18 protein-coding genes are annotated in these 23,318 nt (G+C 68.5%); 11 read left to right on the forward strand and 7 right to left on the reverse strand.

Features of this window, described 5'->3' with window-relative positions; all coding sequences use genetic code 11:
- Nucleotides 1-174: 174 nt before the first annotated feature.
- Together RBS12_RS16225 and RBS12_RS16230 are read right to left on the reverse strand one after the other, a co-directional pair.
- Complete coding sequence (locus RBS12_RS16225; RefSeq protein WP_307967171.1) at nt 175-1,644, reverse strand: SpaH/EbpB family LPXTG-anchored major pilin; 1,470 nt, start codon at nt 1,642-1,644, stop codon at nt 175-177.
- Between the two features lie 62 nt (nt 1,645-1,706).
- The gene (locus tag RBS12_RS16230; RefSeq protein ID WP_307967172.1) at nt 1,707-4,856 is read right to left on the reverse strand and encodes a SpaA isopeptide-forming pilin-related protein; all 3,150 of its coding nucleotides are present in this window, start codon (nt 4,854-4,856) and stop codon (nt 1,707-1,709) included.
- A 657-nt stretch (nt 4,857-5,513) separates the two neighbouring features.
- Between RBS12_RS16230 and RBS12_RS16235 the strand changes: the two genes are divergently transcribed.
- The 3 genes from RBS12_RS16235 to RBS12_RS16245 all read left to right on the forward strand — a co-directional run bounded on the left by RBS12_RS16235 (nt 5,514) and on the right by RBS12_RS16245 (nt 8,819).
- On the forward strand, nt 5,514-7,997 hold the full coding sequence (locus RBS12_RS16235) for a LuxR C-terminal-related transcriptional regulator (RefSeq protein WP_307967173.1): 2,484 nt from the start codon (nt 5,514-5,516) through the stop codon (nt 7,995-7,997).
- A gap of 167 nt (nt 7,998-8,164) precedes the next feature.
- Nucleotides 8,165-8,422: a type II toxin-antitoxin system prevent-host-death family antitoxin gene (locus RBS12_RS16240; protein ID WP_307967174.1), complete on the forward strand. Its 258-nt coding sequence runs from the start codon at nt 8,165-8,167 to the stop codon at nt 8,420-8,422.
- Between the two features lie 19 nt (nt 8,423-8,441).
- Complete coding sequence (locus RBS12_RS16245) at nt 8,442-8,819, forward strand: PIN domain-containing protein (protein WP_307967175.1); 378 nt, start codon at nt 8,442-8,444, stop codon at nt 8,817-8,819.
- A gap of 28 nt (nt 8,820-8,847) precedes the next feature.
- Here RBS12_RS16245 and RBS12_RS16250 read toward each other — a convergent pair whose 3' ends face one another.
- The 4 genes from RBS12_RS16250 to RBS12_RS16265 are packed head-to-tail and all read right to left on the reverse strand — an operon-like array spanning nt 8,848 to nt 13,483.
- Entirely contained in the window at nt 8,848-11,010 is a 2,163-nt protein-coding gene (locus RBS12_RS16250; protein WP_307967216.1) for an elongation factor G-like protein EF-G2, read from the reverse strand.
- 49 nt (nt 11,011-11,059) lie between these two features.
- Nucleotides 11,060-11,548, reverse strand: coding sequence for a DUF2087 domain-containing protein (locus tag RBS12_RS16255; protein WP_307967176.1), 489 nt, complete (start codon nt 11,546-11,548; stop codon nt 11,060-11,062).
- A gap of 55 nt (nt 11,549-11,603) precedes the next feature.
- Complete coding sequence (locus RBS12_RS16260; RefSeq protein WP_307967177.1) at nt 11,604-12,806, reverse strand: PLP-dependent aminotransferase family protein; 1,203 nt, start codon at nt 12,804-12,806, stop codon at nt 11,604-11,606.
- A 38-nt stretch (nt 12,807-12,844) separates the two neighbouring features.
- On the reverse strand, nt 12,845-13,483 hold the full coding sequence (locus RBS12_RS16265) for a TetR family transcriptional regulator C-terminal domain-containing protein (RefSeq protein WP_307967178.1): 639 nt from the start codon (nt 13,481-13,483) through the stop codon (nt 12,845-12,847).
- A 139-nt stretch (nt 13,484-13,622) separates the two neighbouring features.
- On the opposite strand from RBS12_RS16265, the gene RBS12_RS16270 reads away from it, so the two are divergent.
- The 3 genes from RBS12_RS16270 to RBS12_RS16280 are packed head-to-tail and all read left to right on the forward strand — an operon-like array spanning nt 13,623 to nt 16,260.
- Nucleotides 13,623-14,588: an ABC transporter substrate-binding protein gene (locus RBS12_RS16270; protein WP_307967179.1), complete on the forward strand. Its 966-nt coding sequence runs from the start codon at nt 13,623-13,625 to the stop codon at nt 14,586-14,588.
- Entirely contained in the window at nt 14,531-15,502 is a 972-nt protein-coding gene (locus RBS12_RS16275; RefSeq protein ID WP_307967180.1) for an amino acid ABC transporter permease, read from the forward strand. Before RBS12_RS16270 ends, RBS12_RS16275 begins: the two co-directional genes overlap by 58 nt.
- Nucleotides 15,499-16,260 (forward strand): amino acid ABC transporter ATP-binding protein, encoded by a 762-nt coding sequence (locus RBS12_RS16280; RefSeq protein ID WP_373886545.1) that lies wholly within the window; start codon nt 15,499-15,501, stop codon nt 16,258-16,260. Before RBS12_RS16275 ends, RBS12_RS16280 begins: the two co-directional genes overlap by 4 nt.
- Before the next feature lie 14 nt (nt 16,261-16,274).
- On the opposite strand, the gene RBS12_RS16285 is transcribed toward RBS12_RS16280, so the two are convergent.
- Nucleotides 16,275-17,195, reverse strand: coding sequence for an Lrp/AsnC family transcriptional regulator (locus RBS12_RS16285; RefSeq protein WP_307967182.1), 921 nt, complete (start codon nt 17,193-17,195; stop codon nt 16,275-16,277).
- A 228-nt stretch (nt 17,196-17,423) separates the two neighbouring features.
- On the opposite strand from RBS12_RS16285, the gene RBS12_RS16290 reads away from it, so the two are divergent.
- From RBS12_RS16290 to RBS12_RS16310, 5 genes are all read left to right on the forward strand, one after another.
- Nucleotides 17,424-18,287: a transporter substrate-binding domain-containing protein gene (locus tag RBS12_RS16290; RefSeq protein ID WP_307967183.1), complete on the forward strand. Its 864-nt coding sequence runs from the start codon at nt 17,424-17,426 to the stop codon at nt 18,285-18,287.
- Nucleotides 18,288-18,307: 20 nt separating this feature from the next.
- Nucleotides 18,308-19,051: an amino acid ABC transporter permease gene (locus tag RBS12_RS16295; protein ID WP_307967184.1), complete on the forward strand. Its 744-nt coding sequence runs from the start codon at nt 18,308-18,310 to the stop codon at nt 19,049-19,051.
- On the forward strand, nt 19,048-19,851 hold the full coding sequence (locus RBS12_RS16300; RefSeq protein ID WP_307967185.1) for an amino acid ABC transporter ATP-binding protein: 804 nt from the start codon (nt 19,048-19,050) through the stop codon (nt 19,849-19,851). Before RBS12_RS16295 ends, RBS12_RS16300 begins: the two co-directional genes overlap by 4 nt.
- Before the next feature lie 78 nt (nt 19,852-19,929).
- A complete protein-coding gene (locus RBS12_RS16305) occupies nt 19,930-21,639 on the forward strand; it encodes an amidohydrolase (RefSeq protein ID WP_307967186.1) in 1,710 nt (569 codons plus the stop codon).
- A 9-nt stretch (nt 21,640-21,648) separates the two neighbouring features.
- Nucleotides 21,649-23,286 carry a thiamine pyrophosphate-binding protein gene (locus RBS12_RS16310; RefSeq protein WP_307967187.1) on the forward strand — a complete coding sequence of 546 codons (1,638 nt, stop codon included), beginning with the start codon at nt 21,649-21,651 and terminating at the stop codon, nt 23,284-23,286.
- Nucleotides 23,287-23,318 lie beyond the last annotated feature (32 nt).

Raw genomic sequence — 23,318 nt, forward strand, 5'->3', positions numbered from 1 at the left:
TAGGCGGCGCCGGGTGAGGTCATTCGGGCCAGGTTCGGAACCCTCCATGAATTCTTCGAGGGTTTGGGTCATTGGGGCCTCTTGCTTTGATGGACGCGAGCGGTGTGGGGGCATCCACCAAGCGGTGGATGCCCCCACACCCTGCGTCAAGGGACGCAGGTCACCGAGGGATGCTTACTCTGCCTCGTTGCGCTTCCGGCGGCCTGTGACCATGAAGAGGCCTGCACCTGCCAGGACGAGGATGCCGCCGGCGGTCAGGGCCCAGGTTCCTGCGCCACCGGTGAGCGGCAACTGGAATCCGGCGTTGTGCGGGACGTTGTTGACCGTCACGGTGACGACTGTCGGATCGGAGCTGGTGACCGTGGTCTGGACCGGCTGGGCGAGGAGCTCGTAGCCGGCCGGGGCCTGGGTCTCCACGAGCCAGTACGCCTGGTAGCCGGGCTGGCCCGGGCTCACGGCAGCCCCGTTGGCCCAGTTGGAGTAACGCAAGCCGGAGATGACCAGGTTGCCGCTGGCATCGGTGGTCCAGGAGCTGATACCGGCGATGGTGATCGCGTTGGTGCCGGCCAGGGCATCGGCCTGGGTCGGGTACACCGAGAACACGGCGCCGGCCAGGGCCGCGGAGGTCTTGGAATCCTGCTTGTGAAGGACAATGTCGCCCCACTTGGTGATCACCGGCGGAGTGACCACGGGACCGTTGGGCTGTCCGGGGGTGATGGCGAAGCTGGCCGCGTTGGGGTAGACGAAGGCCGTGTTGGAGATCTGGCCGACCGTGTTGACCGTGGTGTTCACTGTCACCACGACCTTGGCCGTGGGGTTGGCGGCCAGGATCGCCCGGCCGCTGGCGGTGAAGTCGACCGTGAGGGTGTTCGTGGCCGTGTTGAACGCGATGGTGTAGTCCGTGCCCAGGGTCAGCGTGGCATTGTTGGACAGCTTTACCGTCGCGCTGGAGTAGGTCAGTTTCGGGTCGAGCTGATCCACGATCCGGTAGCCATCGATCGGGTTCACATTAGGGATGTCTGCCGTGATGGTCCACTGAACCGGGTCGCCGAGCTTGATAGCGGGAGCGTCCGTGACGGTCTTCGTCGCCCCGGTCACCGCGTTCTTGGGGTAGACGTTGACGTTGTACATCCAATTGTTCTCGTTCACCGGGTCCGTCATCGGGAGCGTGACCAAGAACGGGGCAGCCGGGGTCACACCGGCCGGGTAGCCGGTTTCAGTGACCAGGTACAGGCCCAGGGGAAGGTTCGACAGCGTGGCCGCACCCGTCGCGTCGGTCGTGGCCGTGACCCCGGGGGTTGCCGCCTGCGCGGCGGCCTGGGCTGGTGTCAGGGCCGCGGCCGCGGTCCAGCCCGCGTTGGTCGTCAGGTCGATGTTGTTGACCTTCTGGACCGTGAACGTGACACCGGCCATGGGCGTCAGGCCCGCGAGCTGGGTCGGGGTCAGTGCTGTTCCGTTGTTGGGCAGGTTGGTCGGCGTTGCCGGCGTCTGGTACTTGTGGATGGACAGCGTAGCTGTCTTGGTCGGGTCGATGTTGGAAATATTCGCGGCGTTGGCGCCCCCGATTCCGAAGGCAAGCATGCCTGCGGAGGCTATCGCGGCCAGCGAGGCCAGAATGCCTCGTCTCACCTTCGATGATTTCATCGTGTTCCTTTCATTAGTGGTCCCCAGGTCTGTGCATGAAGCTGCGCCCGGCAATCCGGGCTTCATGGGGTTTTCTCCGCTCGCCGGCGGTTGATGACGGCGAGGGAAGCGAGGAGGAGCAGCAGTCCCAGGACGCCGGCCCCATAAAGGGCGAGAGTGCCTGGTCCGCCGGCGGAGGGAAGTTTCACGGCCGGCACATCCTTGACGGTGATAGTCAGGGCGTTGACGGTCACGCCGGTGCCCGCGGTCGCCGGATCCAGGGTGATGGTGCCGTTGGCCGCGACGGTGAACTTCACCGGGGTGGCCAGCAAGGAGTACCCGCTGGGCGCTTGCGTCTCCAGCAGCCAGTACGTTCCAGGGAGCAGGTTGCGCACCTCGCTCAACCCGGTGGAGCCGGAGACGGCGCCGGTCACTCCGACCACCGTGGTGCTCATTTGACCGGCGTTGTCGGTGTGGATCTCAAACGTCGCGCCGGCCAACGGAGCTGTGGATCCCTGGGTTTGCCCGGGTCCGGACTTCTGAACGAACAGGTGGCCGGTGGTGGGGTTCGTGGTGGAACACGCCGGGTCAAGGGGTGCGGCGCTGCCCGTGACGCATCGTGCCGGGGGGATGACCGCATTGCCGGTCGCCGCATTCCTCAGGGTGGCCAGCCATGCACTGGAGTTGACGGTCACCGAATACGTCAAAACCGCGGTCCCGTTGCCAGGGAGAGTGAATGAAGGTGAGACCAGCCTGTTGTCGGCACCAGGATCCGGAACCGCGACGGATGTACCGCCGTTGATGGTGAGCTTCGCCGAACCGGCGGTGAAGGTGGCGTTGTTGAGGACCTGGCTCAGGTCATCGGTGAGGATGACCCCGGTGACGGGATTCACGGTGGAATTGGTGGCGGTCACGGTGTAGGTGATCACCCTGCTTGCGCTGGGGTCACCCGGGTTGATCGCAGTCCCGGAGGGCGGGGAAGCCGTCTTTCCGAGCGTCCATGAGCCCACGGGGTTGACCGTGCAGGTGGTGCTGCCCGCAGGACAGCTTGTCGGCGGGGTTGTGGTGGTTGAGGGTGTCAGGTAATTCTCGATCGAGGCGTTGCCAAGCTTGACGGCGTCGTTGACTTTCACCTGATAGGTCACGACACTCTTCGCGCCCGCAGCCACGGTGCCGGTGATCCCCAGAGTGGGCGGACTCGCGGTGGCGTTGTTGGCCACCACCAGGGCGGTCCCGCTGGTGCTGGTCGTGGTGATGGAGTTGGCCACGAGGGACGTGTCGTCCAGGACGTTCCCCAGCCAGTCGGTGTAACTTACCGTGGCCGGGGCGGTACCGGTGGTGTTGTCGAAGGTCAGCGAGTACGTGAGGACCTGTCCCGGCTGGACCATGGTCCCGGCCGCCGGATCCACGCTCTTGGAGGCCACCAGGTTGGGGGCGGCAATCGGGGTCACCGTCGGGTCTGTGCTGCCAGGCTTGGTTGGATCGTCGGTAGGGATCGGGGGCGAGCCGACGAAGACGACTGTGCCTTGGTTGCGCACCTCGCCGGCGGCCAGTGCTGAGGAGTTGACCACAACCTGGAAGGTGATTGTTGCGGTGTCGCCGGCAGGGATGACGCCCCTGAAGCTCGTGGTGCTGCCGTTGACCGGTTGGGCGGTGGTGTACGGCATCGCACCGCTCGAATCGGCCACGGCAGTGCCGTTGAGCTTCGTCGAGCCAGGAACGTAAGTCGACCCAACGGGGATCGAGTCTTGGAAGGTGGCACCTGTAGCGGAGAGGCTGCCGATGTTCTTGACGGTGATCGTGTAGGTCAAGGTGGTGCCCACGGTCACGGGACCGGGCGGCGAGACGGTCTTGCTCGCGACAAGCTGCGGCTTGGGCAGGGCGCAGGAAGCCAGGTCGGCGGCGTTGCCGTAGGTCGCGCTGCTGAACGTGGTGGCCAGGGTCGTCGTGCCTGTGTCCTTGTTGACGGTGTACAGGTTCGAGTTGGTTCCGTCGTTCGTCGTCGCGTAGAGGGTGCCGTTCGTGTCGAAGGCCAGGCCGTTGTAGAACTTGTTCCCGCCCGGGGAAGTCATGACGCCGACGAGGGTCGCCTGCGGGGTGGCCGTGGCCAGCTGTGCGGCCGAGATCGTGTAGAGGTAGGTCGTGGGGGTGGTGATGCTGCCGCCTGAACCGGTGGAGACGAGCGCCCACATGTTGCCGAGGCCATCGAAGGCGATGTCGCCCGATGTCAGCGTTGTGGGATTGATCGTGCCACCGTTCCCGTCAGGGAACGAAGCAGTCTTAGCGGTCGAGATCCCGCCCGTGGGGGTCCACGAGTAGAAGTTGCCATCGTTGGAGAAAGTCCACAGGGTGCCGGACGCATCGAAGCCCAGCCGGTTGGTCTGGAACGCGGAGATGCCCGAGGCCACCTGCTCTTGGACGCCCGTGGTCAGGTTCACCCGGTAGAGATTCGACAAGAACGTGTTGCCGGATCGGGCGGTGTAGTAGACGTACCCGGGGTCTTTCGGGTTCATGGCGATGGCAGAGGTGCTCGCGTACGAGCCGGTCTGGCCCGGCGGGGATAGGGTCGCTACATTCTGCAGGGTAGGGAGCACTGTTCCGATGCTGCCCGGGGTGGCGCCTGCAGCGACCGATCCGTACCAGATCGCATCGCACGTGTAGTTAGAAGGGGTCGCGACATCGACCGTGGCCTTGGCAGCGACTTGAGACTGGGCACCCGCGCAGCCAGCCCACCAGCTGCAGTCGGTGTTGAAGGCGAAGGTCGCCGTGTTGGTCGTGGTGACCGTGACCGTCTGCGCGCACGTGAAGGTGACGGTGGCGCCGCCGGGGATGTAGTACCTGGCCCGAATAAAGTCATAGCTCAGCTGGCTGCTCGACGGCGTGCCGCACTTGTCGTCAGTCGCGCTCACAAAGTATTCAGGCGCCGTCGTATTATTCGTGACCGTGTAGGTGTAGGTGATTTGCCCGCCGCCGAGCGGAAGGCTGTAGGTGCTGGCAGCCTTCGTCGCCGTGATCCGCCCATCGGCCGAGGTGACACTCCCGCCCGACCCGCCCGCATTCGCCGCAGGGGCGCTTGCTGCGGCCTGGAACGCGACAAGCAACGCGACGATCAGGGAAGCCGCCATGATCGCGGCGACTGGGCGCTGGAATCCCCCAGCTCTCCTGAACCTGCCGAGCACCGTCCGCGCTGCTGACAGGATCGCAAACGGCAAGGTCTCGCGCCTGGTCGGCATTGATCCCCCCAACTCTTCGGAATCGACACGATGCCGTTCCGGGGCCTCTGACTTCGGATGCGGACGCCGACAAGCACGCACACGCTGATTGCCGCGGCCCGAGATCCCAGGACATGGGTGGCGTCCTGGGCCGGGCCTGCAGGCCTCCCGCGTTACGGGAGCTCGACCTGTCTGCGGGAGCTGGGGATTCCCACAGTCAGGCGCTCTGGGCCGTCCGAGACCCGAGCGTAGGGCGCAAATGTGCCCTCTCAGGGCGGTGGTGAGAAAGTTCCGTACAGGCGGGCCAACATTCGAGGGCGAGATGAGGCCCTCATCCGTGCTGAGCGGGCCCCGAGGACCACCGGATCAGTGTTCCGGACCGAACGCGACGCCGGACTCCCACGTCCGCTGCCTTGTGGGACTCGATCCGCGGCAGCCGTCGCGCATCCCCCTGCCCGGGGACAGGAGCCGCCAAACCCGTATTCCGTCGACAGGAATGCCGTCACGAACGCGAATACCGGTCCTCTCAGGAGAGGGGGCGAGCCTGATCAGCGGCTCAGATCACGTGGTCCACTTCTGCGGCGGCTCCCTGGTGGACCATTCGCACCTTGGAGGTTAACGGCGTTGTTCGACCATGAAGTCAGCCGTGTCTTGGATTATGTGGCCCAAGGCCTGAACGTGAGGATCACTGGCCCTGCGGGCAGCGGCAGAACCACCCTCGCCCGCCAGATCGCCGTTGAGCTCGACAAGGCAGGGTTCGAGGTCCAGAGCATCTTCGCGACTCCGTCCCTTCGGACGGTCCCCTTTGCCGGGATCCTCCAGATGGGGCCGGACCTCCAGCCACGCCCCTCCGGGGTCGTTGGGTTCGCCAGCCTCCTTGCCGAGCGGACCTCGAGGCCGGGGGACCATGCCTTGGTCGTGGACAATCTGGAATGCCTCGATCCTGAGTCTCTCTCCGTGCTCGACAGCGTCCTGCTCCGAACGCACGTTCCACTCATCACGACAACAGCCAATTCACCCCTTCGGCCCGGGACGCCAGATCCCTTGGCACTCAGGGCCTCCGCAACCGTTCCCATCGCTGCGCTGCGTTATGAGCAAGTGACCTTGCTCGCAGCGCAGATCCTGGGCGGCCCAGCGGATGCCGATCTCATTGCCCGAATCCACACCAAGTCTGGCGGCAATCTCCGCCTTGCCGTCAGGATCATCGAGACCGGGATGCTCAGCAGGAGGATCGTCTTACGTGAGGATCGCTGGCACATGAGCGGGGAAACCCTCATGAACGAACACCTCAAGAGCACGGTCGAGACCTACCTCGACGGGCTCGGGAACGATGAACTCCGGGCGCTCACCTCGATGGCTCTGAAGGGGGATAGCCCGGTTGATACTCTCGTCGAGTCCCTCGGGGTCGAGTTCCTCGACGGCCTTGAGCAGCGTGGGCTGGTCGTAGCGTTGCCCGGCCCTGACGGAGGCCCGCTCGTCTCGGTATTCCCTCCCGTCCTGGAGGACTACCTCCGGGACCACGCGCGCGCTACGCGTCGGATTCTCAGCAGCGGCTCCGGCGGCGACCCTCCGGTAGTGGGCGTCGGGATCCTCACGCAGAACCGCGTCCGGAAGTCGGCTCTCGAGGAACTCAGGGCCGAACTCGCAGGCAACCACACGGCCTCGGCCCGGCGCTTCCATCGCACCCTCGAGGCCCTCGAACAGCTGCATTACCAACGCTGGGCCGCACATCCGAGCCTGCCCAACGCTGTCGCATTCCTGAAGGTCTGCTGGGGCGCACCAACCGACCGCGACCGCGTCGCAGACATCTTCTCCCTGACCAGCCTCCAGGGAGGCGACCCGGACGATGCACTGTTCTTCGCCATCACCCAAGCTCTGTGGACCGCCCTCGAAGCCGAAGATCTCGACCATGCCACGAAGATCATGTCGGACCTGGCGCGGACCGTCCCCGAACGCGCCGTCGAGGCCCGGGCCTGGACCCTGTTCCTTCAGGCAAGCTACAGCGGCATGCCAGCAGACCTCGATTCGCTGCTGGACGGCCTCACCGGAGCAGATCCCGCCGCCGGCGTCGTGCCCCTCGTCAAGGGCATTCTCGAGCTGTACCGGTTCAACCCCGACAGAGCACTCGCCGCCATCGAGTCCGTTCCGGAGTCCGGAATCCTTCCCCGCTTCGAACCGCTCATCCGCGGGCTCGCGCTCTTCGCCTCGGGCCGGGTCGACGACGCACTGAGCTACGCGCTCGAGCGTCGGAAAGACGCCCTACAGCGAGTCGACCAGCTCAGTCTCGTCACGAGCACCTATGTCGCAACCCTCGCCCTGCTCTACCGGGGACTGTTCGACGAAGCCGAATACCTCATGGGCTGGGCCTTCGCCCTGCGCCGACCAGGGTTCCTCGTCGGATCCCTGTACAACGCCATGCTTCGCCTCTCCTCACTCCGAGACAACGCGGGGTTACGTCCCCTCGCCGAACGCGCAGCCGAAGGAATCCCCGAAGTCGGCCCGCTGCCAGCAACAGGCCGGGGCGCCTACGATCTCGCAGCCAGGCCCCCGCACACCGCCGACGACTTCGACACCGCCGCAGTCCAAATCCTCGACACCGCCCTCGATCACGGGTACATTCTCGAAGCCGTCCAGAGCGGCCTCTTCCTGCTCTGCCTGCTCCCTGGCCCCAAGATCTTGGCACGGCTCCGCGAGAAGCTGGGAGCGTGCGCAAACGCCGCTCACTCCCAGCTTCTCGCCGTCGCACAAGCCGCTCTCGACGCCGACATCAGACGGCTGGAACAACTGCTCGCCGGCTATGCCCCAGACGGAGACGCCTACCAGATTTCGATGCTCCTGCGCGGCGCCAGCAGTCGCTTCCGCTCCGCGGGAGACTATTCCACAGCCGCAGCTATCGGGCGCGCGGCGAATACCTTGACCCCCCGAATCCCCTCCGAGGGCACATACATCGTCTTCGAGCCAGGAGCCCGGAAAGCAGGCCCCCTCACCGAGCGCGAGAAGGAGGTCGCTCTTCTGGCTTCAGCGTTCGGCAACCAGGACATCGCGGCACAGCTGAAACTGAGCGTACGCACGGTAGAGAGCCACATCTCCAACGCGCTCCGCAAGACCGGTGCCATTTCCCGCGAGGAGCTCACAGAGATCACGCGCAACCTCCACACCTAGCCTTCCGCTGAGGCTCGGCTAGGGCAGCTTGACAAGGCTACCGAGACTCTCCCAGATTTTGGGGACAGGCTCGGAGGCCCCCGGGACCCGCTTCACGACGGGTCAGGGAGGGGCTTTTTGCGCGGCTTCGCGATCCCATGGTGCTACACGGGTGCTACGCTGGGCAGATGCGAACTATCACGCAGCGAGAGCTTCGCAACGACAACGCCGAGGTGATCCGCGCCGTCGAACAAGGCGAGTCCTTCCTCGTGACCAAGAACGGCGTGAGCGTCGCCGTCCTGCGCCCAGCGCTGCCTTCGGAAAAGAACCCCGGCCTTCCCTTGAGCCGCCCCGCGAAACGACGGCTCCGCTTCACGGACCTGCCGCGGGTCACGAGCCCCGTGCCGACTCAGACCACTCTCGACGAACTGCGCGAGGAGCGCTGAGTCCATGCCGGCTTGGTACATGGACACATCCGCTGCTCTCAAGCTCATCGTGGAGGAACGAGAGTCGGCTGCCCTCGCGGAGTCCATCGATTCAGCCGAGGCCGTGCTCGTCGCATGCCGGCTGCTCGAGACCGAGATGCGGCGCGCCGCCCAGCGCGATCCGTCCATCCACCAGGACCTCGTCTCGACATTCCTCGAGGGAGTCGACCTCTACGAGATGCCGGCGTCCCTATTCCGGCAGGCAGGACTCCTCCCGGGAGCCTCCCTCCGGTCGTTGGATGCGCTCCACCTCGCCGCGGCGGTAGCGCTCGATGTCGACGCCATCGCAACGTACGACATCCGGCTCGGCGACGCGGCCCTCGAACTCGGCATCGACGTCGTCCGGCCGGCCGTGTAGCGAGCGCGCCCAGATCTACCTGGGCCCGTCACCCCGCGCGGACGGCAGGCTCGTGCCGGAGGTACTCGCGGCGGAAGCGACCCGTGCCTGCCGTCAGCGCGCGGAGCTCGACGGCGTAGCGGAGGAGTTCGGCGTCGGGCACTTCCGCGCTGATCTCGGTGGTCTCGCCGCCCGACGACGTCGTGCCCGTGAGCCGCCCGCGCCGCGCCGAAAGATCGCTCATGACGGAGCCGACGTAGTCGTCCGGGACGCTGATCGTCACGGAGGACACGGGCTCGAGCAGTTGGATCTTCGCCGCCGCGGCGGCCTCGCGGAGCGCGAGCGCGCCGGCCGCCTGGAACGCCGCGTCCGAGGAGTCGACGCTGTGCGTCTTCCCGCCGATGAGCGTCACCCGGATGTCGACGACGGGGAAGCCCGCGGAGACGCCCTTCAGCATCTGCGAGCGCACGCCCTTTTCGACTGACACGACGAACGGACCGGGGATGACGCCCCCGACGATCCGGTCGACGAACTCGAACCCCGCTCCCCTCTCGAGGGGCTCGACCTCGATATCGCAGATCGCGTACTGGCCATGGCCGCCGGATTGCTTGACGTAGCGCCCGTGGCCCGCCGCGGGGGCGGCGAACGTCTCGCGGAGGGGCGTGACGACGTCGACCGTCTGAAGTTTGACGCCTTGGTCCCGCAGCCTGTCGAGCACGACGTCCGCGTGGGCCTCCCCCATGCACCACAGGATGAGCTGATGTGTCTCGGGATTGCGCTCGACGCGGAGCGTCGGGTCCCCCGCGGCAACCTTCGCGAGGCTCTTCGCGAGGGCGTCCTCGTCTCCGTGGGACGCGGCCTCGATCGCGACCGGCATAAGGGGCTCGGGCATGTCCCACGGATTGATGAGGAGCGGCGTGTCCCGGGCCGACACGGTATCGCCCGTCTCGGCGGAGGCGAGCTTCGCGAGGGCGCAGATGTCCCCGGCGACGACCCGCGGCACGGCCCGCAGGCTCGCCCCGAACGGCGCGTACAGGTGGCCGACCCGCTCGTCGCTGTCGTGGTCCGGGTGGCCGCGGTCGGCGAGGCCGTGGCCACCCACGTGCACGGGCGTGTCCTCGCTCAGCGTCCCCGAGAAGAGCCGGACGAGGCACACGCGCCCGAGGAACGGGTCCACCGTGGTGCGCACGACCTCGCCCACGAGGGGGCCGGCCGGATCGCACGTGAGTTGACGGGCCGGCTTCCCGTCGAGATCGGTCACGGATGGCACGGCGTGCTCGGCCGGGGACGGGAAGCCGCGCACGAGCAAGTCGAGGAGCTCGGCCGTGCCGATCGCCGTGGTCGCCGCGGTCGCAAGCACGGGGAAGAACGTGCCACGGGCGACGGCCGTCTCGAGGTCATCCACGATCGCGTCGAGAGCGATGTCGTCCCCTCCGAGGTAGCGGTCCATGAGCGTCTCGTCCTCGCTCTCGGCGATGATGCCTTCCATGAGCTCGCCGCGCGCGAGGGCGAAGCGCTCGAGCTGGTCCTCGCCGCCGGGGCGGAGCACGGGCTGGAAGGCCCCGTCGGAGTAGTCGGAGACCTCCCCGGACAGGAGGTTCAGCACCCCGATGACCGCGCCGTCGCTCTCGACGGGCACGGACAGCGGGAGCACCGACTCGCCGAACGCTGCGCGGCATTCCGCCAGGACTGCGTCGTAGTGAGCGCGAGGGTGGTCGAGGCGGCTGATGACGACGGCGCGGGGCATCCCCACGCGCTCGCACTCGCCCCACAGCGCGATCGTCGCCGCGTCGACGCCGTCGACCGCCGAGACGACGAAGAGCGCGCCGTCCGCCGCCCGGAGGCCCGCGCGCAGCTCGCCCACGAAGTCCACGTAGCCCGGGGTGTCGAAGAGGTTCACCTTGACCTCGCCGACGACGATGGGCGCAACCGAGAGAGCGACCGACCGCTGCTGGTGGACCGCGACGGGATCCGCGTCGCCGACCGTCGTGCCGTCCGCGATCGAGCCCATGCGCGTGATCGCCCCGGTCGAGGCGAGAAGGGCCTCGAGCAGCATCGTCTTGCCCGCTCCTGAGCGCCCGACGAGCACGATGTTCCGCACGAGCTCGGGGCGGTCGACGCCGGTCGGCGCACCGGAGGGCTCGGCGCGTTTGGGCTCGACCCCGGCTCGGCCCGAGCCTTTCGACGTGCTGTTTGTGCCTTTCATCGACATGAGCACCTCCCGATCGAACGCCCGTGGGCGGTGGCCGCGAGCCATCACCTCATGGTGTGCCCTCGGACCCATCTGCGGATAGGGCTGAGCGCCAATAGGAGCTGCCGTCGCGCTCGCGGGCCAGGACGCCGTCGTCGACCATCGCCCGGCGGACGCGCGGCACGTCGGTCACGAACTCGCCCAGACGCGCGTTGAGCTCGGGCTCCGACACCCTCTCGTCGGTCGCGATGATGCGTTCTGCGAGGCCGGACAGGGCCACGAGCCGCTGCCCCAGATGCCGCGGGAGCTGTTCGAGCTTGGGCTCGGGCTTCGGCGGCAAGGCTGCTCGGGCATGGTCGAGCAGCGCCCTCAACGCGGCTTCGTCGACGCGGACCCGGCCGCCGGGAAGCTCTTCGATCACTCCGGCGGAATCGAGGAGGCGATCCGCGGCCGGGTCGGCGGGGACGCCGTCGTGATGGCCGAGCGCGATCTGGGCGAAGCGCTCCCTCGCCCGGCCGTTGGACATCGCGGCGAGAAACCGCATGTGCTGCTCCTGCATGGTTCCACTGTGCACAGTTCCGCGGCGGAGCGCATCCCCCGGGGGGCTGGAGGCGTCACGCCGTGGCGATCGCCGCGCCGAGCCGGGCCACGCCTTCCGCGAGGGTCGCCTCGTTCTCGAGCGAGAACGCGACGCGCAGGTTGCCCTGCCCCTGGCCGTCCGCGAAGAACGCCGTCCCGGGCACGAACACGACGCGATTCTCGATCGCGGCATCGAGGACGTGGCTGGCGGACGCGCCCTCGGGCAGGGTGAGCCACGTGAAGAAGCCGCCGCGCGGCACGGACCACTGTGTGCCCGCGGGGGCGTGGGCCACGAGAGCGTCCTGGACGGCCTGCGAGCGCGCGAGGTACAGGGCACGGGCGCGGTCCAGGACTCCGAGCCAGTCGTGCCGCGTCACGTACTCCTCGATGATCATCTGGCTCAGGACCGACGCGCAGATCGTCGTCGCCTCGGCGGCGAGCTGGAGCCGGCGACGCGCGGAGCGCGGCACGGCGGCCCAGCCGACGCGGAGTCCCGGCGCGACGATCTTCGAGAACGAGCCGAGGTAGAAGACGTTCTCGGGGTCGAGGTCGTGGAGGCTCGGGAGGGTCACGCCGTCGAACGCGAGGAGGCCGTAGGGGTTGTCCTCGATGATCGCGATCCCGGCGTCGGCGCAGATCCGCACGATCTCGGGGCGGCGATCGGCCGCGAGCGTGATGCCAGTGGGATTGTGGAAGTTCGGGATGGTGTACAGCGCCTTGATCCGCCGGCCCTCGGACCGGACCTGCGCGATGGTGGCCTCGAGCGCGTCGGGCCGCAGCCCGCCGTCGTCCATCGGCACGTGTACGACGCTCGCCTCGAGCCCCGCGAACACCCCGATCGCGCCAACGTAGCTCGGGCCCTCGGCGAGGACCACGTCCCCCGGATCGCACAAGAGCTTGACGACGAGTTCGAGGGCCATCTGCGAGCCTGCGGTGATCTGGATCGAATCGGGGTCGACGGCGATGCCTTCCGCGTCCATGACGCGGACGACGGCGGCCCTCGCCCCGTCCGTGCCCTTGCCGGCTCCATACTGGAGCGCGTCGAGGCCGCGCGTCGCGACGAGGCGCGCGGCAACGTCGCCGAGCTCGCCGAGAGGGAGGACCGAGAGATCGGGGTTGCCGCCCGCGAGGGAGATGACCCCGGGCTGCATCGAAACGGCCCAGAAGTCCCGGACGGGTGAAGGCCGGTAGCCCTCCGCGCGGGCGGCGAACAGGGGGAAGTCGAGAGTTGTCGTCATGGGGGTCCTTGCGGGTGGGTGGGCAGGTGGAGGCGCGGCTAGGCGCCGAGGTCGATGCCTAGCTCATCGGCCGCGAAGCGGTGGAGGAGTTCGTGCATACGCCGCTCGGTCATGCCGTACGTCGCGTTGACGGCCTGCATCGCGAGGCCGTCGGAGAGGGCGAGGAGGGCGTGGGCGAGTTCGTCGACAGGGCGCCGGGGCTTCGCGGCGCCCGAGTCGATGGCCTCGGAGATCGTGTCGTGGAACATCCGGTGCCAGAAGATCAGGCGTTCGTTGACCTTCTCTCGCAGGCTCTCGTCGAGCCGTGCCGCGGCGTAGAGCTCGAGCCAGAAGCCCCACGCGTCGGCGAAGTCCTTCTCCCCCACGACCGCGTAGTCGAGGAGGGCGCTGAGCCGCTCGGCGGGGCTTCCGCCCTGTTCGGAGATCGCGCGCCACTCCCCCTCGGACTCAGCGACGCGCTGATCGATGCAGGCGTCGACAAGACGGTCCCGCGTGCGGAAGTAGTGCTGGATCATCCCGATGCTGAACCCGCTCGCCTCCGACACGGCGGCGAACGAGCAGCCCGCCACGCCGGAGGCCACGATCACGGTGGCCGTGTGCCGCAGGATCTCGGCGCGACGCTCGGCGATGGCCTCTTCCGTGACGGCGTTGGTACGCCTCCGGACAGTCGTTCCCATCCGAGCCCTCCTCTCGTCAGTTCTGCACGCGAAGCTTCGCTTTCTAGCAACCTAGCGGACGCCTCTTGACAGTGGCCTCCGCCACACAAAGAATAAGTTGCACTTATTGAAGTTATCAACATCATTCTGGAAGGCCCCCATGAAAGCGCTGGCCCGCAAGACCCTCTTCGCCCTCACCGCCGTCGCGCTCGTCGCAGGCACCGCCGCCTGCACGAACACCGAGTCTCCCGCGGCAGTCAGCGGCAACGCGCCGAGCGGCTCGGCAAGCGCCCCCACGGGCGTTGGCGCAGGCGGGCGGGCCGCGGCCGGCGCCGTCAAGGCCGACCCGGCCGTGCAGGCCCTCGTCCCGGACGCGTTCAAGTCGAAGGGCACGCTCCAGCTCGTCACCGACCCGACGTACGCGCCGATCGACTTCACCGACGACCAGGGCAACATCGTGGGCCTCGAGCCCGATCTCGCGGTGGCCGCCGCGAACAAGATGGGCCTCAAGGTCAACTTCAACAAGGGCGACTTCAACGGCATCATCGCCGGCATCCAGGCGCGCCGCTACGACGCCTCGTGGGCTGCCTTCTCGGTCACAGCCGACCGCGAGCAGCAGGTGAACATGGTGAGCTACCAGAACGCCGGCACCGCGATCATGGTCAAGCACGGCAACCCGGACAAGGTCGCGCAGGTCACTGACCTGTGCGGCAAGACCGTCGCGGCGCAGACCGGGACGACGCAGGCCCTCACCGACCTCCCGACGTTCCAGAAGCAGTGCTCGGACGCGGGCAAGCCGCAGATCACGGAACTGATCCTCCCGCAGCAGGACAACGTCAACCAGGCCGTGCAGACGGGCCGGGCGGCCGCGATGGCCGCCGACAATGCGCTCGTCGCGTACTACAGCCAGCTCCAGCCCGACCTCTTCTCCCAGGTCGACAGCATCCTTGTCGACACGGCCCCCGAGGCCGTCATCGTCCACAAGGAAGACACGGCGCTCGCGAAGGCGTTCAAGGCCGCCATCGATTCGCTCATCGCGGACGGGACCTACGGGAAGATCATGGGCGCGTGGAACCTCGGCTCCTCCAAGGTCACCTCGGCCGCCGTGAACCCCGCGGCATCATGAGCCGCGTTCCCACGATGGAATCGACCGAAGCCGCGACCCACGAACGGGTCGACTTCCTCGCGATGTCAGGCCGGCCCGTGCTCAAGCGGCGCCGGCCCGGGCAGGCGGTCGCCATCGTCGTCCTCGTCGTCGTGCTCGCGATCGCGGCCGTGACGCTCGTGACGAACCCGGGGTTCGGCTGGCCAACGGTCGGCAAGTATCTCTTCGACACGCGCATCCTCGCGGGCCTCGCGATGACGCTCGAGCTCACGGTCGTCGCCGAGGCGATCGGCTTCGCCGTCGGCATGGTCCTCGCCGTCATGCGGATGAATGACAACCGCATCATCTCTGGGGTCGCGAGCGCCTACATCTGGTTCTTCCGCGGCACCCCGCTGCTCGTGCAGCTCCTCTTCTGGGGCTTCTCGGCCGCGCTGTTCCCGAAAATCGGCATCGGCGTCCCGTTCACGGGCCTCAACCTCGTCGAATGGAACACGAACGACCTCATCTCGCTCATGACCGCCGCGATCCTCGGCCTCGGGCTCAACGAAGCCGCCTACACGGCCGAGATCGTCCGCGCGGGCCTCCTGAGCGTTCCCGCAGGGCAGACCGAGGCGAGCCGCGCGATGGGCTTCAGCCGGCTGCGCACGCTGTGGTACGTCGTGATCCCGCAGGCGATGAAGGTCATCATCCCGCCCATCGGGAACAACGTGATCTCGATGCTCAAGACGACGTCGCTCGTGATCGTCATCGGCGTTGGCGACCTGCTCTACAACGCGCAGCAGATCTACGCCCAGAACCTGCGCCAGATCCCACTCCTCATCGTCGCGAGCATCTGGTACGTGGTCCTCACGACCGTCCTGAGCCTCTTCCAGGCCCGCCTCGAGCGGCGCTACTCGAAGGGCGCCGCCCGCGTGACCGGAAAGGAGGCCCGCTGATGGCCGCGGTCGAATTCCTCAACGTGCACAAGAGCTTCGGAACCGTCGAGGTGCTCAAGGGGATCGACTTCGCGGTCGAGCCGCGTCAGGTCGTGTGCCTCATCGGCCCGTCCGGCTCCGGCAAGTCGACGCTCCTACGCTGCGTGAACCACCTCGAAGTCACGACCTCGGGCGCAATCCTCGTCAACAACCGCATGATCGGCTACGACGTGCACGGCGACCGGCTCGTCGAGGCGTCCGAGGCTGAGATCGACCGGCGCCGTTCGACGATCGGCATGGTGTTCCAGAGCTTCAACCTGTTCGGGCACATGACGGCGCTCGAGAACGTCATGTTCGGCCCCATCAAGCTCCTCAAGACCCCCAAGGCCCGGGCCGAGGCGGAGGCCCTCGAGCTCCTGCGCAAGGTGGGGCTCGCGGGCAAGGAGGGCAACTACCCCTCGCAGCTCTCCGGCGGGCAGCAGCAGCGCGTCGCGATCGCTCGCGGCCTCTCGATGAAGCCGGACCTCATGCTGTTCGACGAGCCAACCTCGGCGCTCGACCCCGAACTCGTAGGCGAGGTGCTCGACGTCATGAAGCAGCTCGCCGCGTCGGGCATGACGATGATCGTCGTGACGCACGAGATGGGCTTCGCGCGCGAGGTCGCGGACGTCGTCGTCTTCATGGACGACGGCGTCATCGTCGAGCAGGGGCTGCCCTCCGACGTCCTGATCAACCCGCAGCACGAGCGGACGAAGTCCTTCCTCTCGAAGGTGCTGTGATGCGGCCGTCGCCCTCAGGGCTTGGGCCCGCGTGGCATCGCCTCAAGCGGCCGCTCGTAGCGCTCCTGCACGATGGCGAGGTGCACCCACGACTCGACGGACGCGACCGAGGCGAGGGCCCGCGCGTCGTCCATGAGCCGGAGCGCTTCGGCGGGCGTCGTGACGCCGACGGTCGCGACGAGGTCGAAGCGGCCGAAGCAGGTCGTGACGAACTCGACGCCTTGCGTCGTGGCGAAGAACGCGACGGCCTCGTCCGCGGGGCCGCGGGTGCGCACGCCGAAGCCGACGGCGAACGACGGCGTGTCCCCCTTTCGCGTGCGGATCGCGCCGATCTGCATGACCCTCGCGCCAAGCAGCCGCAGGACCCTCGTGCGAGCGGCACTCGTCGAGAGGCCGATCTCCCGCCCGAGCGCCTCGAAGCCGATGCGGCCGTCGCGCTGGAGGACGGTCATGAGATCGAGGTCGGTCTCGTCGAGCTCGATCCCGGGTGTGGGCGGCTCGGCGCTCAGGAAGAGGCTTTTCGCGATGTCGCGGTAGAGGAGGACGTCGACGCGCTCGACCCCGGGCACGGCGCGCACCGCGTCGATCTGCGCGTAGAGATCGGGCATTCCCGGGTGGCGAAACTCCGCCACGATTCCCGCGGCGCCCGACGTGAGGGACACGAAGACGCAGCCGTCCAGGTCCTTGAGCTGCTCGGCGACCTCGCCGGCGGGGCGCGACACCGTGATCGAGAGGTGCGCGAGGGCATTGAGGCCGAGGACGCGCGGGTGGACGGCGGCGACGATGCGGAGGTGGCCGCTTTCCGTGAGCTCGCTGACGCGGGCACCGACCACGGCCCGGCTCACCCCGAGCTGACGCGCGAGGTCGCTGAACGAGACACGGCCGTCCTGCTGGAGGGCTCGGACGAGGCCCTCGTCCAGTTCCGCGGTGGTCATCTTCCCATTCTCCGTTCCCCCCTCGGCCGACGGCGGCCAGCCGCGAAACGGCGTGCCGAGGAATGATCTGAACGATCTTCGCCACAGAATACGACAGATTTGCTGTTTTGGATGATTTTCGCAGCAAATTAGCTTGCGCCGACGGCAAATTGGCCTTACCGTGTGACTGTCGCCACACGGCGCCTCGTCCCCCGTCCGCGCAGTCACGTCCCCCTTTGGAGTTCCCCCATGCGCACTTCCGTCCTCGCCGCCGCTGCGGCCGCCGCCCTCCTCCTCGCCGGCTGCTCCGGCGCCGCGACTTCCGCGCCCGCATCGTCCGGCGGGGCCGCCTCGTCCGGAGGGGCCGCGGCCGCCCCCGCCGGTCTCGTGACCTCAGGCAAGTTCACGCTGTGCATCGACCCCGAGTACGCGCCGCTCGAATACTTCGAAAACGGCTCGAGCGGGAACATCGTGGGCTTCGACGCCGACGCGGCCCGTGCGCTCGCGAAGCACTGGGGCGTCGAGACGAAGTTCGAAGTCTCCGCGTTCGACGGACTCATGCCCGCGCTCCAGGCGAAGCGCTGCGATGCGATCTTCGGCGGCCTCTACATGACCGAGACGCGCCTCGGCGTCGCGGACGCGGCAGCCCTCATGAAGACCGGGCCCTCGATTCTCACGAGCCCTGCGCGCCAGAAAGACTTCACGAAGCCCACGGACCTGTGCGGCGTCTCCGTGGCGGCACAGTCGGCGTCGGCGAACGCGGCGAAGATCAAGTCGCTCGCCTCCGATTGCCAGGCCGCGGGCAAGCCCGCTCCGAAGCTCGCCGAGTACCCCAAGACGGCCGAGACCGTCCTCGCGGTCATCAACGGCAAGGCCGACGCGCTCATCGAAACCGACGTCGCCGCCGCCTACATGGCCTCGCAGAACGAGGGCAAGCTCGTCATCGCGAAGGGCGTCTTCGCCCCCGACACGAAGTTCGGCGTGTTCTCGCGCAAGGGAGACAAGCTCTCCCCCGCGATCGCGGACGGCATCAAGGCCCTGCGCGCTGATGGGACGCTCGCGAAGATCGCCGAGCAGTACAAGCTCGACCAGTCCACGGTCACCGTCGACTGAACTGCCGCTAGGACATCTCTATGGAATTCGATATCGGAGTCTTCCTCCAGCAGCTCGCGAGCCCGGACTACGCCAAGGGCGCCCTGCTCTCGGTCGGGGTCGCGGTGCTCGCCCTCGTCCTCGCCACCGCGATCGGCTTCGCCCTGGCCCTGGGCAAGACCTCGGGCACCCGGTGGGCCCAGGCCACCGCCTCGGCCTACATCTGGTTCTTCCGAGCCATCCCGGCCCTGCTCGTGCTGCTGATCATCTGGAACGCGTTCCCGCAGCTGTTCCCGATCCTGCGCCAAGACTGGTTCTCCCCATTCCTGGCCGCGTTCGTCGGCCTAGGCATCGTCGAGGCCGCCTTCATGGCAGAGATCATCCGCTCGGCCCTGCTCAGCGTGGACGAGGGCCAATACCTTGCCGCCCGCGCCCTCGGCATGGCCCCCGCCAAGGTCATGGCCAAGGTGATCCTCCCCCAGGTCGTGCGCATCGCCCTGCCCCCCACCGGCAACGAGTTCATCGGCCTCGTGAAGTTCTCCTCCCTCGCCTCGGTCATCTCCCTCCAAGAGCTGCTCACTACCGCCCAGGTCGGGGTCAACATCACCTTCCGCTACGCCGAGTACTACGCCGTCGCCATCATCTACTACCTCGCCATCGTCACCCTCCTGACCCTCGCCCAGAACGCCGTGGAAAAGAAGTTCCTCTGGACCTCCCGCAAGGCCCCCACCCGGCCCGCCCCCGCCCAAGCCGAGGGCACCGCAACGGAAGGAGCACCGGCATGAACAGCCAGCTCATCCCCGGCCTAGGCCCCGCCCCCGCCCGCCCAGACGCCCCCGTCCTCGAGGTCCGCGGGCTCGCCAAGGCCTACCACGGCCAGAGCGTGCTCAAGAGCGTGGACTTCAGCATCCGGCGCGGCCAGGTCAAGGCCGTCCTGGGCCCGTCCGGCTCGGGCAAGTCCACCATGCTCCGGCTCATGGCCCTCCTCGAGCCCGCCGACGCAGGCCGCATCCTCCTCGACGGGCACGAGCTCGGCGGCCTCGGCGCCCGCGGGAAGCCCAAGCCCGAGCGTGCCCTGGCCCGCGAGCGCCAGTCCATCGGCATGGTGTTCCAGAGGTTCAACCTCTTCCCCCACCTCACCGCCGCCCGCAACGTCGCCCTCGGCCTCACCGCCGTGAAGGGCACCCACCACCGCGACGCCCACGACCAGGCCATGGCCATGCTCGAGCGCGTCGGCCTCGCCCACCGCGCTGGTCACTACCCATCGGAGCTCTCCGGCGGGCAGCAGCAGCGCGTCGCGATCGCCCGCGCCCTGGTCATGAACCCCACCGTCCTGCTCTTCGACGAGCCCACCTCCGCCCTGGACCCAGAGCTCGTCGGCGAGGTCCTCAAAGTCATGGAAGACCTCGCCGAGGACGGCATGACCATGATCGTCGTCACCCACGAGGTCCGCTTCGCCCGCCGCGTCGCGGACGAGGTCACGCTCTTCGACGAAGGCGTCATCGTCGAAGCCGCAGCGCCAGACGAGTTCTTCGACAACCCCCACCACGAACGGACGCGGCGGTTCCTGAGCCACGTCCATTGATGCCCGCGGAGCAGAACCGCGCAGCAAAACCGCAGCAAGATCCAGCAGCAAGACACAGCAGCACGTAGGAGCATTCCGTTGCGTAAACTCGCCACCTTCCACCGATCCGCGTCCGACGCGGCCCCCGTCATCCTCACGGGGGCCACGTTCCACACGCTCGAGCCAGCAGCATCGGGGGACCCGGCCGCGCCCGAGGCCGTGCTCGTCTTCGGCGCCGACATCGCGGCCGTCGGTTCCCTCGAGGAGTGCCGCGCCGCCGCGGCCCAGGTGAGCCCTACGGAACCAGACGTGACGGACCTGGGCGGCGCCGTCGTCGTCCCCGGCTTCATCGACGCCCACGCGCACCCCCTCATGCTGGGCCAGATGATGACGTGGGTGGACTGCGGGCCGGAGAAGGCGGGATCGATCCCCGAGATTGTCGCGCTCCTGCGCGGCGCGGCCGAGCGGACTCCCGCGGGGCGGCCCGTGCGAGGCTTCGGCTACGAGCACCGCAACCTCGCAGAGGGCCGGCACCCGACGCGCTTCGAGCTCGACGGCGTCGCGACGGACCGCGAGGTGTACCTCATGAACGCGTCGGGGCACGGCGGGGTCGTGAATTCGTACACGCTCGGGCTCCACGGCGTCACGCGGGAGACGCCGAACCCGAAGGGCGGCGAGTTCTTCCGGGACGCGGACGGCGAGCTCACGGGCGAGCTCTCCGACGCGGCCTGCAACGTGCTCACGGGCCTGCACGGGGTCAAGATCGGCCACCACGGGCCCAACTTCCACCTCGCCGACGAGCCCGAGGAACATCTCCGGCAGCTCGCCGCGGCACAGGAGAACTTCCTCGCGGGCGGCGTCACGACGATCGGCGACGCGCAGGTCTCGCGGCGCGAGTTCGACATGTATCTGCGGCTCGCGGGCGCCGGCGGGCTCAAGACCCGCGTGAGCATGTACCTGCTCTCGCATCTCCTCGACGAGGCGCTCGAGATGGGCCTGCACGGCGCGTTCGGGAACGACATGCTGAGCTTCGCGGGCATCAAGCTCTACGCCGACGGCACGCTCGGCGGCTGGACGGCGTACTTCCCCGACGGCTACGTGGGCGACCCGTGCCGCACAGGCCAGCTCTACCACGAGCCGGACGAGTACCGCGAGCTCGTGCGCCGTGCCCATGCGGCCGGGCTCCAGACGGCGACGCACGCACAGTCGCCGACAGCGCTCGAGATGGTCATCGGCGCGATCGAGGCGGCGCAGGCTGAGAGGCCCGACGACGACGCGCGGCACCGGATCGAGCATTGCGGCCTGCCGACGTCCGAGCAGATTGAGCGCATGGCTGCCGCGCGCATCTACCCCGTGAACCAGCCGCAGCACCACTACAACTGGGGCGAGGGCGTCACCGCGGCAATCGGAACGCCCGGCGAGCGCTTCAACCCGCTCGGCGAGTTCGTCGCGGCGGGTGTGCCCGTGACGATCAGCTCCGACGCACCCGTCGCGGACCCGCGCCCGCTCGAGGCGATCCAGGCCGCCGTCACACGCGTCACGCGGCGCGGCCACAAGCTCGGTCCCGACGAGTTGCGGATTTCGCGCGAGGAGGCACTGCGCGCGCACACGATCAACGCGGCCCGCGTGATTGGGCGCGAGGACGAGCTCGGCTCGATCGCGGTCGGGAAGCGCGCCGACTTCGCGATCCTCTCGGCGGATCCTTTCGAGGTGCCCGAACACGAGATCGCCCAGATCGAGGTGCTCGCGACGTGGGTTGACGGCCTCGTGCGGCACACCGCCCAGATCAAGCAGCCCGCCGGCGCGTAGAAGGAAGCCATGGAAACGCTCACCGAACAGGCCCTTGAGGCGAGGGTTGCCACGAGCAACGCGGGCCTCGCCGTCATGACGACCCTGCGGAACTACGGGATCGACACGATTTTCGGCATCCCCGGGACGCACAATCTCGAGTTCTACCGCCACCTCGCTCCCCTCGGTATCCACCCGGTGACGTCCCGCCACGAGCAGGGCGCGGGCTACGCCGCCGACGGGTGGGCGCAGCAGACGGGCCTGCCCGGCGTCGTCATCACGACGTCGGGCCCGGGGCTGCTCAACGCGCTCTCGGCGGCGGGGACCGCGTTCTGCGAGTCGCGGCCGCTGCTCATCCTCTCCCCCGGACCGGCCCTCGGCGAGGAGTTCGCGGACCGCGGCGCGCTGCACGAGACGAAGGACTCGACGGGTGCGGCCGCCGCCGTCGTCGAATGGAGCCGTCGGGTCTCGACGGCCGCGGAGGCCGTCGAAGCCGTGCACGACGCGTTCGCCCTCTTCCGCGGCACCCGGCCGCGGCCCGTGCACGTCGAGGTGCCGCTCGACGTCCTCGAAGGCGAGGCGGCGCTTCCCGACGGCTTGCTCGCGGCGCGCCCGGCGCCGTCGCCGGCCCCCGCGGACGACGACGACGTCCGGGCGGCCGTGCGCGTCCTCGCCTCCGCAACGTCCCCCGTGATCCTCGCGGGCGGCGGCTCGCTGCCAGCGGGCGACGGCGTGCGGCGGCTCGCGGAACTCCTCGGCGCGCCCGTCGTGACGACCCTCAACGGCAAAGCGGCCGTGCCCGAATCGCATCCGCTATCGCTGGGCTCGGACATCCGCCTCCCGGGCGCCCAGCGGCTGTGCTCGTCCGCCGACGTTCTCCTGATCATCGGATCCAAGGTGGGCGAGGCCGAGATGTGGGGCGGCGCCGTCGTTCCCTCGGGGACGGTCGTTCGCGTGGACATCCTCGAACGGCAGATGGACACGAATGTCCCGGCGGACGTGCGGCTCGTGGGCCATTCGGCCGCCGTCGTGCCGCAGCTCGTCGGGGCGCTCGAGGCGACAGGCGCGCACGCCGAAGGCGGCGCTGAGCGAGCCGCGGCCACGCGCGTTCGGCTCACGGCCGAGGCGCGAGCGATGGCGCCCGGCCTCGCGACCCTCGCGGGCGAGCTCGCGGCGGTGCTGCCGGCGGACGCGATTGTCGCCGGGGACTCGTCCCAGATCACCTACTTCGGGACGTCAACCTTCATCCCGCAGGACCGGCCGCATTCCTTCCTCTACACGCCCGCGTACGCGACGCTCGGCTATGGGCTGCCCGCGGCGATCGGGGCGAAGGTCGCCGCGCCCGGGCGGCCGGTCGTGTGTGTGGCCGGCGACGGCGCGCTCATGTTCGCGATCCAAGAGCTCGCCACTGCCGTCGAACAGCGCCTTGACCTCGTCGTCGTGTGCGCGGACAACGGCGGCTACGCCGAGATCCGGCAGAACGAGGCCGATCGGGGGATTCCCGCCGTCGGCGTCGACCTCCACCAGCCCGATTGGGCCGCCCTCGCGACGGCCTTCGGCGGGCACGGCGTGCGGGTGGGCTCGGCCGCTGAGGTGGGTCCCGCCGTCGTCCGCGCCCTCGACGCGGGTGGCCTCCAGCTCGTACACGTCCCCCTCGCCCTCTTCTAACCCGCGCCCCAACCCGCCCCACCCGCCCTTTC

Source organism: Sinomonas sp. ASV322, assembly GCF_030908245.1.
GTDB lineage: Bacteria > Actinomycetota > Actinomycetes > Actinomycetales > Micrococcaceae > Sinomonas.

Bases quoted from the DNA above. Each gene is read 5' to 3' on its own strand.
- RBS12_RS16255 (WP_307967176.1), bottom strand. From the start codon at position 11,548: ATGCAGGAGCAGCACATGCGGTTTCTCGCCGCGATGTCCAACGGCCGG.
- RBS12_RS16295 (WP_307967184.1), top strand. From the start codon at position 18,308: ATGGAATTCGATATCGGAGTCTTCCTCCAGCAGCTCGCGAGCCCGGAC.
- RBS12_RS16240 (WP_307967174.1), top strand. From the start codon at position 8,165: ATGCGAACTATCACGCAGCGAGAGCTTCGCAACGACAACGCCGAGGTG.
- RBS12_RS16310 (WP_307967187.1), top strand. From the start codon at position 21,649: ATGGAAACGCTCACCGAACAGGCCCTTGAGGCGAGGGTTGCCACGAGC.
- RBS12_RS16260 (WP_307967177.1), bottom strand. From the start codon at position 12,806: ATGACGACAACTCTCGACTTCCCCCTGTTCGCCGCCCGCGCGGAGGGC.
- RBS12_RS16230 (WP_307967172.1), bottom strand. From the start codon at position 4,856: ATGCCGACCAGGCGCGAGACCTTGCCGTTTGCGATCCTGTCAGCAGCG.
- RBS12_RS16285 (WP_307967182.1), bottom strand. From the start codon at position 17,195: ATGACCACCGCGGAACTGGACGAGGGCCTCGTCCGAGCCCTCCAGCAG.
- RBS12_RS16270 (WP_307967179.1), top strand. From the start codon at position 13,623: ATGAAAGCGCTGGCCCGCAAGACCCTCTTCGCCCTCACCGCCGTCGCG.
- RBS12_RS16250 (WP_307967216.1), bottom strand. From the start codon at position 11,010: ATGTCGATGAAAGGCACAAACAGCACGTCGAAAGGCTCGGGCCGAGCC.
- RBS12_RS16290 (WP_307967183.1), top strand. From the start codon at position 17,424: ATGCGCACTTCCGTCCTCGCCGCCGCTGCGGCCGCCGCCCTCCTCCTC.
- RBS12_RS16300 (WP_307967185.1), top strand. From the start codon at position 19,048: ATGAACAGCCAGCTCATCCCCGGCCTAGGCCCCGCCCCCGCCCGCCCA.
- RBS12_RS16225 (WP_307967171.1), bottom strand. From the start codon at position 1,644: ATGAAATCATCGAAGGTGAGACGAGGCATTCTGGCCTCGCTGGCCGCG.
- RBS12_RS16245 (WP_307967175.1), top strand. From the start codon at position 8,442: ATGGACACATCCGCTGCTCTCAAGCTCATCGTGGAGGAACGAGAGTCG.
- RBS12_RS16265 (WP_307967178.1), bottom strand. From the start codon at position 13,483: ATGGGAACGACTGTCCGGAGGCGTACCAACGCCGTCACGGAAGAGGCC.